Here is a 16,887-nt window from a genome sequence, read left to right as displayed (position 1 = left end):
TTACCTCAGGGGAAAGGCCCGAGATATGTTCTTAAAGGTCGGGAGGCAACGCATGCTCCCGACAGGACATTTATCGTGTAACAGCACTCAATTAGAAGCGGTAACTAACGGACGTACCGAGCCCGTTCGCACTGTTCTTGAATTTGGCACTGTATGCACCTCTGTTCGCGGAGGCGTCGTTGATCTGCACGCTCTCCTCCCATAGGTAGGAATAAGCAACATCGATCGTGACATTGTCCGCCGGAGTCCAGCCAGCACCGAAGCTGATAACCTTCCGGTCGCCCGTGGGAATACGTGGTCCTCGGTTGGTGTTGTTGGTGGGCGACTGGTCGACCGAGAAGCCTGCGCGAAGTACCCATTGGCTGTTCAATTTGTACGCCGTGCCGATAGCGTGAGCCCACGTATCATGCCAGTTCTGTTCTTCGGTAATAGTGCCCAGTGAGCCGCTCAACAAAGGGGGTAAACCCGTGTTCTCGATGGTTAATTCTTTAAAGCGACTCCAGCGTGTCCAGGTACTCCCCAAATATAGAGTCCAGTCATTATTGAGCTGATGAGTCACCGAGAAATCCACTGACTCTGGGGTATCCACATCCAGCGAAGCGTCATAACTCCGACCGCTGACCCCCAACACGCTAAAGATGCCGTCGGTGACCTTGGTCTTGGCGTCCAAGTGGTAACTGACCTTGGAATGGTAAGTCATGCCCAAGCGAGTTTGGTCTGTAGCCTGCACCAGGATACCGGCGTTGAAACCGAGGGCCGTGTCATCGCCCGTGCTTTTGAGTTTTCCGTCATTGCGACCTGGGCTCAGTGGATTGGGCACCATCCCGGACAGCTCACCGGTGATGCGGTTGATAGTCGGACCGAACCCGATCGAAACTTTGTCGTTAAAGGCATAGCTGATAGTGGGCTGGAACGTAAGCGTCGTGACCTCACTTTTGTTGGCGTAGTAACGCCCGGCAAAATCGCTGCCGTAGTCAGTCATCAGACCGAAAGGTACATAAAAGCCTACACCGAACGCCCAATGCTCATCGATGGGTTTGACGTAGTAACCCATAGGCACTGTGGTGGTTGGCACCATGTCGCGTCTTCCTGGCCTCCGAATGTACTGCGGGTTTGGCTTATGTCGGTCTTCGCGAATAGAGTCGCCGCGCCCACGCTGACCTGCTCTCTTTTCAATCGAGACATGCCCGCCGGATTACCGAAGACCGTGCTCGCATCTTCAGCGGATGAGGAGCGCCCGGCAAACCCGGCCCCCATCCCGCTGACGCTTTGTTCATTGAGAGCGAAACCGCTTGCAAACACATTTGAAGATGCGAGCACGACAGCGAGGCCAAATGGGCTCTTGAGCACTATTTTTTCATTGTTTGAACTCTATGGGGATCACTGAGATGAAGCAGTAGAAGCAATGGCTCACCATATTTATTCATGTGACCAATTCAGTCAACGGTCACAATGCGAATAAATGAAATGCCCTTCGACGACTGGAAGAAGGGCAAAGTGAAAAGCCGTTTTGGTGATGTGTCGCTTACACAGGCATGACGTAAACCGTTAGCCGAAGGTCAAGGCATGAGGCTACGCAAAATGAGGTTGGAGGTGAGCGTGGGCGCCTCCTCGACATAATCGAGGTTGTACTGCAGGAGTAAAGGATTGACGAAAGGCCGCAAAGCCAGATGTATCGCTTCTACTGTTTCGTCCAGGGGAGTCTTGCGTTCAAATTCGCCGATCTCTCGCCCCTCCCGCACGATTTGCAACACGAAGCGTTTGATCTGTGCGTCATAAGCCTGCGTACTGGGCCAGCTTTCCGACGCCGCGAATGCTGCAATGTCATAGAGTTTTCGGTCGTTAAAGAACAGATTCACACCTGTGGCGATCACAGTTTTGACCAATCGTCGAAAGCGCTCCGTCGGCGACAGGTCTTCTATATTGATCGCTTGCTCCACAGCCGCGACGATTTCTGCCAGACAATTTGCGCAGATGGCTTCACCGATCGCCTGCTTGGAATCAAAAAATTTGTAGATGTAGGCCTTGGAAAACCCGATGGCCCTAGCCAGGTCGGAAACCGTGGTTTTGCCGTAGCCGTATTGACTGAAGTGTTCGTTGGCCGCCGCGACAATCTGGTCTCGAATGTCGTGATCGGCTGGGCCACGGGGGCTGGGCGAAGCTGAAGATATTGATGGCTGATTCATGGGAACAGCTTACTCATCCTATCGAGGACTGACAACTTGTGACCGACAAGATATATAGTCACAAATCGACCATGAAGAATCTAACGCTACATTACCTGGCGACACTGTGTAGCCTGCGTGTAAATGCCCGGGCCACACTGCAACGCAGTCCTGTTTGTGCGGATGTTGAGTGGCCTTGACATGTTCGCTCAATTGAAACAGTCATGGCGCACTCAACAGCAGATTACGATCTCCACCTCGCAGCATCCGAGGCTAGACCTCTGATTCCTTCAGACTAAAACCTTGTGGCATCACACTCTCCACTCCCCTATAAGGCTCAAACCAATTCGGCTAAAGATGCCGGGTTGAAGCCCTTCAGATCTGCGTAGTCGCCTTTTTCCACTTTGGCGGCCCAGCTTGCTCCCGCTGGACTGCGTAGCAGGCCCAATTCAGGGCCGCTTCGCGCCCCAGCGGGAGCAAGCTCCCTCGCCACAGATACTTCTCAGGCCTCGGCTGGCCGACTATCAGAAATCAACCGATGCTGAAAGCTGAAGGGTACGTGGAGCGCCCAGGCCGCCGGACAGGCCACTGCCGTCGCCGCCACTGTAGGAGCCGAGCCAGTAGGCCCGGTTGGCGAGGTTCTCTACGTTAGCCCGTAAGGTCACAGGTTTGGACATGACCTTGGTGGTGTACCGACCGCCCACATCGAAAACGGTGTAGGACGGCAACTCCATCCGATGGTCGTCCGTAACGTAGCGGCTGCCTACGTAGTTCGTGCCTGCGGTCAGGGTTAGCCCAGGGACCCTCTCCAGATCGTACTCGACCCCAAGTTTGCCGATGATTTTCGGAACACCGGTCACCTGATTGCCTTCGTTCGCCGCTACCTGCGCCTTCGTCAACACCGCCTGCGTGTAGGAGACACCGCCCATCAAACGCAGATCTGGTTGGGCCTCACCGAAGAAGCTCCATTCCACGCCGCGGTTACGCTGCTCACCATTGACGCCAAAAATACGGGTGACCGGGTCGGTAAAGGTGCTGGGTTTTTCGATCTGGAACACGGCCAACGTAGTGGCGAACGTACCCAGGTCAAGCTTGGCGCCCACCTCATACTGCTTTGTCTGGATCGGGCTAAGGATTTCACCCGGGTTGGCTGCCGTCGTCGGAGCCGTCCCCCCCTTGGACAGACCTTCGATGTAGTTCGCGTAGACCGATACATCGTCAGTGACCTTGACCAGCAACGCGGTAGCCGGTGAAACACGGCTCTCGTCGTAGTGAGAGGTCTTGACCCGCGCCGGAGTCAGGTTAGTGCTCTCCACCGACTGACGTCGCACACCCACCGTCCATTGGATGCGATCATCAAGGAACGAAAGGGTATCGAGAAAAGCCAGACTGCCCAGCTTGTCTTCGGTCCGAGAGGTAACAGCACCGAATTTGCCCAAGGGCGGCGTTGGACCAAAGTCAAGGTTGTAGTAGTTGGTGGTCACGTAATTGGGGATCTGGAGATCCTTGAAGCTCATCTCCGACTTGTACTGAGTGGCCGCCAGCGACCATTGGTGGCCTACGGGACCGGTGTCGAAGTTGCCCTTCAGGCCAACCTCGCCCGATTTCTGGGTGCCCTGCCCATCCGAGCGATAAGCCAGAACATTGATATCACCGGCGTTGTTGACCAGCGTGTCGCGCGTCATCAGGGCGTTGCGGCCGCCGTCCCTCTGCCCATAGGCCGCAAAGGCGGTGAGCGAGTCATTCAAATCGACCTCGCCTCTGAGCAAAAAGGTTTCGGTGTCGTTGGTGGTGTATGCCCAGTCAGGTGCCAGCGCGTAATCACCTTTCTTCGCGCGGGGTACGTTGGTGACCTTGGGGTTGACCGAGAAAATCCCGAAATAGTTCGCGCCCTCCAGATGTTCACGGTGCTTGTAGGCGTCCAACGACAGGCGAATGCGTTCGGCGCGCCAGTCCAGGCCCAGCGCATTGAGCTGCATGTTTTGTTTCTGATCGTCCACAGCGGTATCGCCGTCGCGGTACGCCCCGTTGTAGCGGATACCAAACTGATTCTGCTCGCCAAAGCGCCGACCCACATCGGCATGCGCACCGTATAAACCATTGGATTCAAAAGAGGTCGTCAGGCGTGTCAGGGGTTCGTCGCCAGCGCGCTTGGGCACCATGTTGATGCTGCCTGCGACGCTGCCATCCGGCGGCATGCCGTTCAGCAGCGCAGACGGGCCCTTGAGCACTTCGATGCGTTCGGCCAGCTCGGTCGCGCCGCGCAGGTTCGGCGCCATGCCGATCAGGCCGTTGTAGGTGATGTCGTTGGCGCTGGTATTGAAGCCACGAATGAAGAAGGTTTCGAGGATGGCCCGTTTGGAGGGAACGTTCACCGATGGATCGGTTGCGCCGATGACCGAACCGATGTCCTTCGCCTGGTGGTTGCGCACGAATTCATCGGTGTAGCTGATGGCGCTGAAGGGCGTCTCCATAAAATCCTTGGTGCCCAGCAGCCCGACTCGACTGCCAGTGGCAACCTGGCCTCCCGCATAGGCGGGCGGCAGGTCGGCAGTTGCACCCATAGTGCCCTCCACCGTCGTTTCAGACAGCACAAGACTACCTTCGCCAGTGCCCGTCGGAGACTGTGTTGACGGCTCAGGCGCGGCAGCCACAGCCATCGATCCCCCGGTCAGCCCTAGTAACAGAGCCATGTGTACGGCAGAGAAAGTTCGATTCAAGGTAAACGAAAAAGCGCGTTGCGTAGCCTGCGATGAATCAGGATTGGCGCTGTGTGGGCGGCCGTGTTCCGACATGCTGGATTCCTTTCGATGCGAAGAATTGAAGTTCATTCATTAGGTTTCCGTACCAGAACGCCAATTCCTCAATCCAAATGATAATAATTTGCATATACCGCACCGAGAACACACCAAGGGGCTGGCTCAGTGCTGATCTCCCAATGACCGAAGCAACATTCGAAAACCACAAAAAAGGGCCGGTGCCTGAAGAGGACCAGCCCTTTGTGCGCCAGATACGTCGTGAATCAGCCCTTGTAGCCCTGAACCACCTCGTCAGCCATTCGATTGAGACAGGTCACGCTAGCGGTACACAGATACCAGGTCTGAGCATCGACAAAGATGACACGGCCGTTGTTCCAGGCCTTGGTCTTGCGCAACAGCGGGTTATCCAGGCTCTTGATGTCCAGTGCCGGACGATGCTCCATCACCGCGGTTCGGTCGATTACATAAAGAATGTCGGGATCGGCCTGTTGGATAAACTCATTGGAAATCGGCTGCCCATGCAAACCGGCTTCGATGTCAGTGCTGGCCGGTTTCACGCCCAGGGTGTCGAAGACAAAGCCGTAGCGCGACTTCACGCCGTAGGAGGTGAAGGCGCCGTTGTTATGCAGCACGATCAAGGCTTTCTCTGGACGCCCTTCGGTGACACGGCGGGTCTGTTCCACCTTGGCGTCCATTTCCGCGACTTTCTGGCGGGCCAGTTCTTCTTTGCCGAGGATGTGGCCCAGGAGGGTCAAATGCTCCTTGGCTGTGCCGATGAAATTGCCTTGTTTGTTGGTCAGGTCCACGTCGTCGTAGACGGTCGGGGCGATCTGGCTGAGATCCTTATAGCTTTGCGCCTGGAGCGGAGAGATCAGAATCAGGTCCGGCTTGAGCGCATGCAACCGCTCGAGATTGGGCTGAATAGTCGATCCGACATCCATGACATTCGAGTCGTCACGGTATTTGGCGAGAAAGCTGGTGACGTAGTCCTTGGCGATACCCACCACCGGCGCGCCCAACTGATCGAGTGTATCGAGCTCGCTCATATCGAAAGCCACTACGCGCTCGGGCAGTTTGCTCACCACGGTTGTGCCCAGAGGATGCTCGATCTTGATCGGCTCGTAGTGCGCCTGCGCACTCACTGGCGGCGCGGCCTCTGCCGCCGGTTTGTCACAGCCCTGCAGCCCGGCCGCTACGGCCATTGCCAGTAGCACTCCACAGAATTTGTTCGCGTGATCCGTGCTCATATCAGTTCCCTTGAAGGTGATGGGTTGAAGTAGTTGCAGACAAACCCTTGTTCGCTCTGCAGGATTTCGAAATCCAGATCAAACAGTTCCCGCAGGTGCGCCTCGGTCACCACCTCCGCGACCGGGCCGTGGCAGTGAATTCCCCCGCCTTTCATGGCAACGATATGATCGGAATAGTTGGCCGCGAAGTTGATGTCATGGACCACCAGGATCACTGTGCGGCCTTGCTCATCACACAAACGACGCAGGGCACGCATGATCTGTACGCCATGCTTCATGTCGAGGTTGTTGAGCGGCTCGTCCAGCAACAGGTAATCCGTTTGCTGGGCAATGGTCATCGCCAGGAAGGCCATCTGCCGTTGTCCGCCGCTGAGCTCGTCAATGTAGGAGAGGCGCAGGGACTGCAAAGACAAGAACTCGATGGCTTCATCGATTGCCTCGCGATCCTGGGCGGTAAGCGCTCCACGGCTGTAGGGGAAGCGCCCGAAGGCGACCAGTTCCTCGACGGTCAGGCGCAGGTTGAAATCCGGGGACTGGCGCAAGGTGGCCACGCGCTTGGCATAGTCGCGAACGGGCACATCCAGAATGCTCCGCCCGCCAATCAGCACGTCGCCCCGGGTCGGCGCCAGCAGGCGAGCAATCAACATCAGCAGCGTGGTCTTGCCCGCGCCGTTTGGGCCGATCAGCGACGTGACCTGCCCCGGTGGAAACCGGACGCTGACGTCACTCAGGACGTGCCGGGTGCCATAGGCCTTGTAAACGTGATTGAGGGCGATCATGGGGTGCCTCGGGTTCGAATCATCAGCGCAAGGAAATACACACCACACACCAGGTTGATGAGAATGCTGACGGAGGTGTTGTAGTTGAATATCTGCTCGACCAGGTATTGGGCGACAATGAAAATGCCAATGGCGATGGCGCAACTCATGGGCAACGTGACCCGGTGCCGAGCGGTTCGGGCAAGCGCATAGGAGATGTTCGCAACGAACACGCCCATGAATGCCGTCGGCCCGACGAGGCTCGTCGAGATCGCCACCAAAATGGCGATAAGTGCCAGTTGAAGTCGCACGCTGCGCGGGTAATCGACCCCCAGGGAAATAGCCTGGTCACGTCCCAGGGAAAGCACATCGAGCACCGGCAGGGTTCGTTGGGCGATGCAGCACACCGCCGCGACCAGCACGCCCGAATAGATCACTTGCCCAGGTTGCGCCTTGTTGAAGGAGGCGTAGTTGAACCCTTGGAAAATCGAGAATTCTCCGGGGCTGATCTTCAGCTGGATGAATTGGGTAAACGTCCCCATCACCATGCTCAGTACCAGTCCCAACAGGAGCAGCAGGTACACGTTGTTGCTCCCGTCACGGAACAGCCACCGATGAATAAGCCATGAATAGCCGAGCATCAGCAGGACCGACAACAGGACGTTACCGTCACGCCCCAGCAACACCAGGCTCTGGTTGCCCAGCAGCAGGATCAGCAGTGCCTGGAACAGCAGGTAGATCGCCTCATACCCCATGATCGCCGGCGTCAGTATTCGGTTGCCGGCGATGGTCTGGAAAATCACCGACGAATAGGCAATGCACACCCCGGCAATGCACATCGCCGCCAAACGGGTCAGTCGCTTGGGAATGACGTAGTCGAAGTCCAGGCCGGCTCCCAACAACAGGAACCCGATCGCCAGCACCAGAACCAGCAGCCAGAGACCATAACGGGTAGCCACGCGCCTCATGTGTACTTCCTGATCAGCAGCACGAGAAATATCAGCCCGCCCACACTGCCGGCGGTGAGGCCTATGGGCACTTCGAAGGGGTAGATCAGCAGGCGGCCGAGGATGTCGCAGGCCAATAGCAACGACGCGCCGCACAAGGCGACGATGGGCAATGTTCGCTCCAGGTTTTCGCCGTAGTGCAGCGCCACCAGGTTGGGAATCACCAGTCCGACAAAGGGGATCGCCCCCACCGTGATGACCGTGGCGGAAACGGTGACCGCCACGAGCATCAGACCTAGCGCCGCATTGGCCGCGTAGTTCAAGCCCAGACTGCTGGCCATGCCCTCACCCATCCCCAGGACGGTAAACCGGTGCGCATACAGGTAGGTGAGCACGACAATCGGCAGGATCAGATAGATGATCTCGTAATTGCCCTGCACGATTTTCGAGAAGTCACCGAGCATCCAGCCCTGCATGCTCTGCAAGATGTTGTGACGGTAGGCGTAGAACTCGGCGACGGCGCTCAACACGCTGCCATACATCAGCCCTATGACCGGAATCATCACCGTGTTCTTGAACTTGATACGGCGGATGATCGCGACATAAATCAGGCTCGCGGCAAAACAGAACACCAGGGCAAACAGCATCCTGCCGACAGTCCCTGCGGCGGGGGCTACCGTCAGTGAAATCAGAATGCCCAGCTTTGCCGCATCCAGCCCGCCGGACGTGGCGGGCTCGACGAACCGGTTACGCACAATCTGCTGCAGGATCACGCCGCAGACGGCCAGCCCTACCCCGGTAAGTATCAGGGCCGCGAGACGCGGAAGGCGGCTGGCGGTCAGTGTCAGCCAGGCATCTTCGGAAAATGTGAAAAGTGCTGTCCAGGAGACCTGCTTGACTCCCACCATCAGCGAAAGGCAACAGAGCACAACAAACAGGCTCAGCAAGGCTGCACGACTCAAGAATCGTCCTCACTGCCAAGCACCCCGGCAATGCGCCAGCCCTTTGCGGCCCGGCGCTGAGCGAGAAAGTGCGCGTAGAGCCCTGGCTTGGCACTCAATTGCGCGTGGGAACCTCGCTCGCTGATCTGGCCATTATCGAGCACCAGGATCTGGTCGGCCATGGCCACCGTCGAGAGCTGGTGCGCGATGACGATCAGCGTACGCGTACCACGCAAGCGTGCCAGTGCCTCGGCAATAGCGGCCTGGTTTTCGGCATCGAGCGCAGCAGTGGCCTCATCGACCAACAGAATCGGTGCATCCTTGATCAGCGCACGGGCGATGGAAATCCGCTGGCGTTCGCCGCCGGACAGGCGGGCGCCGCCCTCGCCCACGGGTGTATCCAGGCCTTGAGGCAGTCGTTCGATGATCTCCACGACACCGGCTTGTCGTGCCGTTTCCATCACCTGGGCATCACTGGCATCGGGTTTGCCAATGCGAATGTTGTCGGCGATGCTGCCCTGGAACAGGTAAGCATCCTGGAAGATCTGGCTGATCTGGCCGGCCAGTTGCTCGCCGGACATCTGGCGCACATCCACACCACCGACGATCACAGAGCCTTGAGTCACGTCGAAGAAACGCGCGATCAGCCTCACCAGCGTGGTCTTGCCCGAGCCGGAAGCGCCGACCAGAGCGGTCATGCTGCCCGGTTCGATACGCAGGCTGACCTCATGTAATACATCAGCCTGATCCTCGGCATAACGAAAGCTCACGTTGCGCAGTTCGACGGACCCATCGACGGGTGCCTGTGGCGTTTGCGGTTCAGGCAGCGGCTTGACCGCAAAAATCTCACGCACGGCGCCCAACTGGCCACGCGCGCCACGCAACACCTCGCTGTAGCCGGCCACTTCCAGCAACGGATCGATAAAGCGGCTAACCAGCAGCAGTGAAACAATGACCGCGATGACCGATCCCGCCTCCAGGCTTGCGCCCAACAGCTCACCCAGCCATAGCGTGGCGGCCACCAGCAAGGCGGCGAAGCTCGCCTGTACAGCCCACGCATTGAACACCACCGACATTGCCGAGACGTGAATCAACCGTCTCGCGGAGTCCTGCTGGCGCCCGATGGCCTGTTCTAGAAACTGAGTACCACCGTCCTCGCCATTGAACGCCCGCAGCACCGATTGCGCCTGGGCGAACTCGACCATGCGCTGGCTGGTGTGGGCAGCGTTGTACTGGAAGTCCTGGTCGGCACGCTGCCCCAAGCGAGCGGTCAATACAAAGACACCCAAGAGGATCGGCAGCGTCACCAGTGCGATCAGGCCCATCTGCCAGTGCAAGGCGAACAGTGCAATCAGGATCACTACCGGCGTGATCACGCCGGTAATCAGTGGCGTGAAAACGTGGGCGGGAAGCTGCGCCATTTCCATCATGCCCTGGGACGCGACATGGCTTAGCCGCGCGGTATTTTGCGCGGTGAACCAACCCACCGGCAAACGCGCCACGTGGTCACCGAGCCGATGGCGGCCCCGCTGGAGAACCGCGATGCCGACACGGATTCCGGCTTTCTCTACTGTGCGTCGTAGCGCCCAGCAAATCACCATGCCGATCACCAGCGCGATCAACCATTGGCCCGCTGCGCGCGTTTCACTGCCCAGCAAGCTGGTGAGTATCGGCACCAGGGTGACAATCGTCAGCCCGCAGAGCAGGCCGTAGACCAGCGTCATATAGAGATAGCGCCGCAGTACCGGGGCGTCTTCACCCAACAGTTGAATAAAGGTTTTCAGCATGACGGCACCGCCTGTTCCTTGGCCTGTTCGTAGCCGCCCAGTGCCCACAGTCGGGCGTAGCGGCCTTTGCGGGCGAGCAGTTCGTGGTGACGTCCCTGCTCACAAATCGTACCGTTGTCGATCAGAATGATCCGGTCGGCGTGCATCACCGTATCGAGCCGGTGAGCGATCACCATCAAGGTGCGGCCCCGGGCGAATCGCGATAGCGCTTGCTGGAGCTTCACCTCGTTCTCGGCATCGGCTGCCGCCGTGGCTTCATCAAGCACCAGCACCGGCGGGTCCAGCAACACGGCGCGGGCGATACTTACGCGCTGCAACTCGCCGCCGGAGAGCTGCACATCCTCTCCGATCACCGAGTCATAACCGCGCGGCAAGGCGAGGATGCGCTCGTGAATATTCGCGGTGCGTGCTGCGTCTTCGATTTCCTGCTGGCTGGCCGACGGCCTGCCCAAGGCAATGTTGTCGCGCAGGCTGGCATGGATAAGACGTACTTCCTGCAACACAAAACCGATGCGCCGGTACAACTGCGCGCTCTCGATCTGCCTGATGTCGACGCCGCCCAGCGTAATGCGCCCTTCAGTCGGATCGAAGAAGCGCAGCAGCAGGCGTGCCAATGTCGACTTGCCGGAGCCGGAAGCACCGACAATCGCGGTCACGGTGCCGGGCTTGAGGGTAAAGCCAATGTTCTTGAGCACCGGGCTCTGGCCGTCGTAGCTATAGCCGAGTTGCTCGACGCGAATTTCGGCATTTTCAGGCAACTGCTGGGATTCGCCCACCAGGGTTTCCAGCACCGGCGTTTCCAGTAGCCCATGCACACGCTGGGCAGCGGCGGTAGCATTGTTCAGGTCGTGGGTGATGTAGCTCAACAGCAGCAGTGGCGCGCAAATGCCCGGCGCCACCAAGGCGAAAGGCAAGACTTCTACCGGTGTGATCCAGCCCAGGCTCACCAACAAAGTGCCAAAGGCCAGCACCACACCGAGTACCGCAACCGGGGTGACCATTGCATGGGCGTTGGCCATCGCACTGACCAGCGGCCGGGTGAAGTCGGTGAACGCTTCGGCGAAGGCATCCACCGCCTCACGGTAACTGCCATGGGCCTTGCCCTCGACACCGAAGGCCTTGACCACGGGAATGCCGTTGACGAACTCGACTACTGCGTTGTTGATACGTGCCATACCGGCACCGAACGATTGCATGTTCGCCCCACTGGCCTTGGTTGCCCTGGAGAAAAACAGGAAAAACAGCGGGAATGGCAGCAGGGAGACAATCGCCATGCGCCAGTCCATGGCAAACAGGTACAGGATGGCGATGAGAATCGCACCAACGGTACGGCCCAGCGTGGTAAAGAAGTGCGCAGTCAGGCTGTGCAGCGTACCGATGTCATCCTGCATTGCCTGTTTGACTTCACCCGAAGCCCGACTGGTAAACCAACCCAGTGGCACCTTGGCCAGTCGACGAGTAATCGCCAGACGCAAATGGCCGGTGATGTGATTGTCGGCCAGGTGCGCAACCATCTCGCCCACCGAAATCAACGTCATGCCGAGGAACAGGCACGCCAGGCTGACGCTGACAACCTGCCAGACCTGACTCTGCATCTGGACCCAGCCGGTAGCGACCTCGGCCTGCCCCATCGAGAGCTGTGCGATATGGGCGATGCCGGCCAGTGGCACCATCGTCAGCATGGTCCCGATGGCGGCCAGTACCGCGGCGACAATCAGCCGGCCGCGTACGGGTTTCAGTATCCGGGATACCGAGCCGGCGGCGGGTTTGTCTTTATCACTCATGAGCTCTCCTGAATTACCACTGGTGACAGCCTGAAGGCATGCCTGACTTCCTTTGTGTTCGAGCGTTTTGCGCGTTGCGTACCTTTATTCCGAACGGCGACGCAAAATCCTCAATCGAAATGCGGATTAATCCGTTCGCCGTCGTGAACCGAACGACCGGTCACAGGCCAGCCCCCGATGCAAATGGGTGACAGGCCCGAAGGCCCGCAGCGATGTATTTCTCGACGGAGGACACCGACACCTTCAACTCGGCCGCGATATCCCGGTGGCCCATGCCATGCAACTTGCACATCAGCAACGCTTCGCGGGCCTTGAGTGGCTTGTTATGCAAGGCAACATCGATCTGTGACAGGGCCTCGGATGCCAGCGCACGAACCTCTTCTGATGGCACCTGAGGCTCGGCTTGCTGCATCAGCCCTTCCAGATGGCTGGCCTCAAGATGCCGGCGGCGATACAGATCTATCACCATGCCTTTGGCGATTTGAGTCAGATGACGGCGTGAGTTCTCGGTTGAGGGAACCCGGCCCTTCCTGATGAGATTGAGATAGACGTCATGGGCCAGATCCGCGGCATCCACCGAATTGCCCAGCTTGCGACGCAACAAATTGCACAACCAGCGGTAATGGTCGACATACAGCTTTTCAAATTGCTCCTGGGACGCGAACGCTCCGTTGTCCACAACACCTCTCCTGAGACGATGGTCTTCGCGATCAGATTTTGACTAATGCGAATAGGTATGATTATTATTTAACATCATACGGTGTTCATAGAGCCCCTGCAATGCGACCTCATTGCAACTCCTTTGACGCCCGGAGCCTGGGCGTTACACCAGACCGAGGATCGGTCTGTCGGCACTCGGTGCCACCTCTACTTCTTACTGTTCAGTTTGATAAGGCGGGAAATTTCCATGATGGAACTCAGTCCAGATTCGTTACCGAAGCTATCTGTCAACGGTCACGAGGAACATATCTGGCTCTTGCAGCAGCAATACCCCGAACGCATCCTCAAACACCTCTGCGCCTGGCGGCTCGACGCTGATGTCGATCTTTCAAGGCTCGAGTTGGCGATCAAGGCCGTCATCGAAACACTGCCTGATTTGAATGCACGCTATCAATTCAACGACGACGGCGAAGTGGACAAGGTCCACGCCAGTGACTGGAAATCCTGTGTCGAACTCATTCGCTCACACTCCGACGCCGAAGCCACCGAGCAATTGCTTTCGCGGCAAGCGGCATCGTGGGATGCGCAAAGCCAGCCGCCATTCAAGGCGCTGATGATTCAAACCAGGCAGAACGTTATCCTGGCGTTCGTGATCCATCAGATCCTCGACCAGACCTGCCAGGAGATCGACCTGTATCGCGGGGTCCTGAACGCCTATGTCGGTCACTCGACCAGCGACACCCCGTGGTTACGCCGTCAGGCCGATGGCAAGGATGCAGCGCCAGCAGCCAGTACACCCAACGCCCGGCCAGTGACCAACAGCAGTGAAGTGGCGACGATTATCCTTGGCGAATTCCGTGGTGCCCTGGCTGAGCCCGACATGCAACTTACGGATGACTTCTTTGATTTCGGCGGCCACTCCCTGCTGGCCACCCGCATCATTGGCAAGCTATTGAGCAGCCACGGCATCGAAGTCCAGTTCAATGATTTTTTCAGCGCCCCTACCGCCGAGGCCCTGGCATCACGGGCCCACGTCATCGCGCATGACAACCCGGCAGCGTCTGCGCCTGGCCTGCCACAGGACGTGCAGCGCGCGCCTTTCGCGCTGGCCCAGGCCTCCCTCGGGCGGGCCTATGTCGCCTATGGGTTCGGGACGATTTTTAACCTGCCCTTTGCCTTGGATTTCCTCGACAACGTGGATGAAGCGCTGTTCGAGCAAGCCTTCCGCGACCTGCTCATCCGCCATGCCAGCCTGCGTACGACCTTCCACTTCCAGGACGCTGAGGCGTATCAGCAAATCGTGCCGGTCGCGCAACTGTCCCACTACAAATGGTTCTGGCCCAGCCATGAGAGCCGAGGGGCAACACTGGAAAGCGAAGCCGCTTATCAGTTCGACCTGGCCCGCGAACTGCCCCTCAGGGTTCGCTTCATTTACGACTCGCAGCGCAAGCGCCAAACCCTGTCTTTGCTGATCCATCACATGGCCATTGATGAATGGTCGCTCAACGTCATGATGGAAGAACTGGCCCAAGCCTACCTCGCCCGTGCCGCCGACAAAGCGCCGACCTGGGAAGCGCCTGCCCGCTCATTCCACGAGTTCGCCGTGCAAGAACAAAGTACCGGCGTCAATCAGCAGCATCTCGACTATTGGACGAGCCTGTTGCGTGATGCAACCCGCGGTTTGACACTGCCCTCCCCTGATCATCAGGCGAGCGCGCCTGCCGAAGCCGCTTCGACGAAGGCTCAATGGTTCGAAATCAAACCCGACCAGGACCTCACCGATAACCTGTATGCCTTCGCCAGACAGAACAACTCGTCGCTGTTCGGCGTGGTCTATACGGCCATCGCGCTGTCCCTGCACAAACTCGGTGACTTGCAGGACCTGGTGATCGGCACATCGGCTTCCGGGCGTACCGACCCCGGGTTTTACGAAACGGTCGGTTACTTCACCACCATGGTCGCGCACCGGGTGCAGTTCGATCCTCAGCAGACAGTGGGCACTCTGATCGAAAACATCACCCACCTGATCAATGACTCCATGGCTTATGCCGATGTGCCGATGGAGACGATTCAACAAGCCTTGGGCATGTCCGCTGCGGACGGCCTGCTGTTCGACGTCTATATCCAGATTCATGCCAACAACGCATTGAACGGCACCCTGAACACGCCAGACGCAGGAACGATCCGCTACCGACAGATTGACCCGGACAAGAACCAGTCGATGTTCGGTATTCAGTTCGAGATCCTGGAAAACCTGATCGACGGCAAACGCTCACTGCGCCTGGTGATCACCTACCGTTCGGAGCGTTACAGCGCCGAACAGATGGCACGCCTCAGCGCAATGATCGATCACGTGTTCGCACGCTTCACAACGCCAGATGCAGCCGGCATCGCCCTGAATCATATCCGCGCATAACCCTCAATCAGGGTCTCGGTAACGCCAAAAGTGTTAACAAGACCCTGCACATCAAGCTCTACGCTTCATGCATCCCGTAGCGCTGGAACGATGAGCGCTTGGGCAAGCGGTAGTGCGTGCGACCGAGTAACCGGTTGGCAATTGTCGCATTGCGAATGGCCGCTACCCCGAGATCCGGCGAACCCACACCGTGCTGGAAGATCTCCGCGTTCTGCACAAAAACACGGCCCGTGCCTTCGTCGCAGCGGCGTGCCGTAAAGTCTTCCTGGACGATACAGTCGCCGAATTCATCGGTTTCAAGCACAACGCCTTTGAGCCTTTCAAACCACTGCGGCCAGGCATGCCCGTATCCCGTCGCCGCAACAATCGCATCGGCCTCAAGGGTGCTGATCTGGTCCAGTTCGCGGTGCCGGTAGACAATTCGCAGCGTGCCGTCGACATCCTCCACGGTCTCGACCTCGCAGTTGGAAAGCAACGTCAGACCTGTATCAGCTCCACCAATCGAGCGTTCGTAGATCAGGTCGTAGATCTGGGCAATGGTCGAAAAACTGATGCCCTTGTACAGCAACCCCTGCCCCGCAACGATATCTCGGCGACGTTCCCGTGGAATACTGTGGAAGTACTCCATGTAGGATGGCGTAAAGCACTCCTGCCCAAGTTTTGAATACTCCATGGGATGGAAGCCTGGCGAACGCGTGATCCAGCGAATCGAAGCTCCGGCCGCAATCCGTTCGGGGGTCAACTCGCTGAACAATGCCAGCACGCACTCCGCCGCACTCTGCCCGGAGCCAATCACCGTGACCCGTCGGCACTGCGCCAACTGCTCCTGCCTTTTGCCGAACTCTGCCGAATGCATGACCGGCGCCGTGCTCTTGAGCTGGGCCCATTTCGGCAACAGCGGCACGGTGCCGACGCCAATCGCCAGGTCCCGGCTGTAGTAACGGCGTTTGAAGCCGGACACGGACTGGCTCTCAATCAGGAATCGGTCAACGCTCGCGTCATAGCTCACATCACAGATGTCTTCGCCGAAGTGGCAGGCGGGCAACTGCTGCGACGCCCATCGGCAGTAATGGTCGTACTCGCGCCGCGGCACCTGAAAGTTCTCGTAGTAATAGAACTGATACAGGCGATCGTGCTGATGCAGGTAGTTCAGATAACTCAGTGGATGCGTGGGGTCAGCCATCGTCACCAGGTCCGCCAGGAAGGGAACCTGAAGCGTCGTGCCTGGCAAGAGAAGTCCTTCATGCCAGCGAAATTCCGCTTTGCGATCAAGGAAAATACCCGTCACGCCCGTGTGCCTGGACAGTAATGCAGCCAGCCCGAGATTAAAGGGCCCAATGCCAACACCGGCAATATCTACAGTGGGTATATCCGTCATCCGATCCATCTCCAAAGGGACTGCTTTTTGGATAGAAGGGAGCAC

11 protein-coding genes and 1 pseudogene are annotated in these 16,887 nt (G+C 58.2%); 1 reads left to right on the top strand and 11 read right to left on the bottom strand.

The window, feature by feature from the left end:
- Positions 1-91: 91 nt before the first annotated feature.
- The 10 genes and pseudogenes from AABM55_RS14550 to AABM55_RS14505 form a co-directional block, all read right to left on the bottom strand.
- Positions 92-1,350: pseudogene (locus tag AABM55_RS14550) on the bottom strand (OmpP1/FadL family transporter).
- A gap of 209 nt (positions 1,351-1,559) precedes the next feature.
- Positions 1,560-2,186 carry a TetR/AcrR family transcriptional regulator gene (locus AABM55_RS14545; RefSeq protein ID WP_054597228.1) on the bottom strand — a complete coding sequence of 209 codons (627 nt, stop codon included), beginning with the start codon at positions 2,184-2,186 and terminating at the stop codon, positions 1,560-1,562.
- A gap of 503 nt (positions 2,187-2,689) precedes the next feature.
- Positions 2,690-4,996 (bottom strand): TonB-dependent siderophore receptor, encoded by a 2,307-nt coding sequence (locus tag AABM55_RS14540; RefSeq protein ID WP_347929963.1) that lies wholly within the window; start codon positions 4,994-4,996, stop codon positions 2,690-2,692.
- Between the two features lie 191 nt (positions 4,997-5,187).
- A complete protein-coding gene (locus AABM55_RS14535) occupies positions 5,188-6,171 on the bottom strand; it encodes a siderophore ABC transporter substrate-binding protein (RefSeq protein ID WP_347929962.1) in 984 nt (327 codons plus the stop codon).
- Positions 6,168-6,950 carry an ATP-binding cassette domain-containing protein gene (locus AABM55_RS14530; RefSeq protein ID WP_347929961.1) on the bottom strand — a complete coding sequence of 261 codons (783 nt, stop codon included), beginning with the start codon at positions 6,948-6,950 and terminating at the stop codon, positions 6,168-6,170. Before AABM55_RS14530 ends, AABM55_RS14535 begins: the two co-directional genes overlap by 4 nt.
- Complete coding sequence (locus AABM55_RS14525) at positions 6,947-7,897, bottom strand: iron chelate uptake ABC transporter family permease subunit (RefSeq protein ID WP_347929960.1); 951 nt, start codon at positions 7,895-7,897, stop codon at positions 6,947-6,949. The genes AABM55_RS14530 and AABM55_RS14525 overlap by 4 nt, the downstream gene beginning before the upstream one ends.
- Positions 7,894-8,838: an ABC transporter permease gene (locus AABM55_RS14520; RefSeq protein ID WP_103314546.1), complete on the bottom strand. Its 945-nt coding sequence runs from the start codon at positions 8,836-8,838 to the stop codon at positions 7,894-7,896. Before AABM55_RS14520 ends, AABM55_RS14525 begins: the two co-directional genes overlap by 4 nt.
- The gene (locus AABM55_RS14515) at positions 8,835-10,604 is read right to left on the bottom strand and encodes an ABC transporter ATP-binding protein (protein WP_347929959.1); all 1,770 of its coding nucleotides are present in this window, start codon (positions 10,602-10,604) and stop codon (positions 8,835-8,837) included. The genes AABM55_RS14520 and AABM55_RS14515 overlap by 4 nt, the downstream gene beginning before the upstream one ends.
- Complete coding sequence (locus AABM55_RS14510) at positions 10,598-12,388, bottom strand: ABC transporter ATP-binding protein (RefSeq protein WP_347929958.1); 1,791 nt, start codon at positions 12,386-12,388, stop codon at positions 10,598-10,600. The genes AABM55_RS14515 and AABM55_RS14510 overlap by 7 nt, the downstream gene beginning before the upstream one ends.
- A gap of 160 nt (positions 12,389-12,548) precedes the next feature.
- Complete coding sequence (locus AABM55_RS14505) at positions 12,549-13,067, bottom strand: sigma-70 family RNA polymerase sigma factor (RefSeq protein ID WP_054597220.1); 519 nt, start codon at positions 13,065-13,067, stop codon at positions 12,549-12,551.
- A gap of 228 nt (positions 13,068-13,295) precedes the next feature.
- On the opposite strand from AABM55_RS14505, the gene AABM55_RS14500 reads away from it, so the two are divergent.
- Complete coding sequence (locus AABM55_RS14500) at positions 13,296-15,464, top strand: condensation domain-containing protein (protein ID WP_347929957.1); 2,169 nt, start codon at positions 13,296-13,298, stop codon at positions 15,462-15,464.
- 58 nt (positions 15,465-15,522) lie between these two features.
- Here AABM55_RS14500 and basC read toward each other — a convergent pair whose 3' ends face one another.
- On the bottom strand, positions 15,523-16,851 hold the full coding sequence (gene basC, locus AABM55_RS14495) for a putative histamine N-monooxygenase (RefSeq protein ID WP_347929956.1): 1,329 nt from the start codon (positions 16,849-16,851) through the stop codon (positions 15,523-15,525).
- Positions 16,852-16,887 lie beyond the last annotated feature (36 nt).

Source organism: Pseudomonas helvetica, from assembly GCF_039908645.1.
In the GTDB taxonomy this organism is placed as follows: Bacteria; Pseudomonadota; Gammaproteobacteria; order Pseudomonadales; family Pseudomonadaceae; genus Aquipseudomonas; species Aquipseudomonas helvetica.
This window is presented reverse-complemented; position numbering and strand designations above follow the sequence as displayed.